General features: G+C 53.9%; 3 protein-coding genes. 1 reads left to right on the forward strand and 2 read right to left on the reverse strand.

Annotated elements, in window-relative coordinates:
* Nucleotides 1-129 precede the first annotated feature (129 nt).
* Nucleotides 130-735, reverse strand: a complete 606-nt coding sequence (locus QT222_RS01440) for a class I SAM-dependent methyltransferase (protein ID WP_008605555.1) — start codon at nucleotides 733-735, stop codon at nucleotides 130-132.
* Between the two features lie 156 nt (nucleotides 736-891).
* Between QT222_RS01440 and QT222_RS01445 the strand changes: the two genes are divergently transcribed.
* Complete coding sequence (locus QT222_RS01445) at nucleotides 892-1215, forward strand: DsrE family protein (RefSeq protein WP_491476070.1); 324 nt, start codon at nucleotides 892-894, stop codon at nucleotides 1213-1215.
* Between the two features lie 30 nt (nucleotides 1216-1245).
* Here the strand turns inward: QT222_RS01445 and QT222_RS01450 are convergent.
* Nucleotides 1246-1652, reverse strand: a 407-nt coding sequence (locus tag QT222_RS01450; protein WP_491476071.1) for a helix-turn-helix domain-containing protein, incomplete at its 5' end; no start/stop codon positions are given.

The following is a 1652-nucleotide window of genomic DNA, read 5'->3' on the forward strand; positions in this document are numbered from 1 at the left end:
ACTCCCAAATACCATGGAAATAAGACACGCAACACTTCCATCCTCCGAGGTTGTTTGTGAAATTGCTTTGATTGGGGGTACTACAGGCTGTCGCCACTCCAAGCGGTGAACCGGTGGAAAGTCGGGTGTTCAGACAAGTGGAGTCCCCACAACCGCGGAGATTGCTGCTGCCGTTGGATCAGAGCTCTCGAAGACGGTCCCGTCGGAGATGCCCAAGAAGAACTCTTGCTTGCCTTCAACGTATTCTAATATCGTTTCCGCCAATGCCTCAGAATCCCGGTGGGCCATCCGCTGGAAGTACGATCCTTCTCGCTGAAGGTTCGACTGAACGTACTCAGAGCGCGTGTTCAATACGAGTGCAACGAGAGTCCCATCGCTATCAAGCACTCGAGTCGCTTCCGCTAGTACTGCATCGATATCGGGAATGAATTCGAGTGTTGAGATGAAGACGACGGTATCGACGGATGCGGTTGCGATTGGGAGTGCTGTCGCATCCCCGAGTACGAACGATGCAGAGACTCGGTTACGGGCCGCATGGATCATCTCCTCCGATCGGTCCAAGCCAATAATCTCGTAGTCGAGAAAGCGCTCTTCAAGCGAACCGATACCGCACCCAACATTGAGAATACGGTCGTCTGCAGCAATGTGTTGTTTCACGTATGCGGCCTCTCGATCCATGACTGCAGTCCCGAACTCGCTCTCACAGAACCGAACGAAGCTCTCGACATCACTCATACAATCATCTTTTCACGAATTAGGAGTTGACTCGACATCAGTCTTGGTCACATCAATTTGGAGGTAAGGTTGTGTCCTGCCGTCATTGGTAGTCACAATTCCTCTCGTTGGAGAATTACCACTGATGCTCAAGTCATTGACTCACGAAGCTTTCGTATGGATCTTGGAATCATCTTAGAGACGAACGACCCTGAACGCGTCTGGAATGCCTTCCGTCTCGCAAACACAGCGCTTGATGCAGACCACACAGTCGAAGTATTTCTCCTCGGCGACGGTGTCGAAGCACCGGACCTCGAACACGAGAAATTCAATCCCCACGGCGTAATGGTGAAATACACTCGGAACGGGGGAGAACTTCTCGCCTGCGGAACGTGTCTGGACTCCCGTGACCTCGAAGCGGACAACCTCAGACCACGGGCGACGATGCAAGACTGCCTCGGAGTCGTCGAGGGTGCTGATAAGGTACTCACAATCGGCTAACTAAACCCCGACCGGCGTGAAGACGTTCGGTTAGTCGGCAGCCTGCTCAGCTTGGCGGGTCTTTTCGACCTCTAATGGATCTGCCGTCGATGTCGCCGTAACCAGGCGCAAGAACTGACCTGCGCTCGTGAGGATTTTGTTCTCCGCCTTCCGGAGGTGCTCTTCGTACGTCGACCGAGCGACAGCCGTCTTGTCGGCCAACTCCCTGAGCGACGTCTTCCGGGGTTGTTCGTAGTAGCCACTCTCCAATGCCAACCGAAGCGCCGCCATCTGTCGTTCGGTCACGTCTTCGAACAACTGGTCGACCGGAGCCAACATACTGTGCGGGATTCGTTGTGCTGTAATCGCCGTCTTCGAGAGGACGTCGATATCGCGGTCAGCTTCCAACTCGTGAAGAAGCTCTCTGATATCGCTCTCGTCGAAGGCAATCACCGAAT

This window comes from Haloferax sp. s1 (assembly GCF_058382125.1).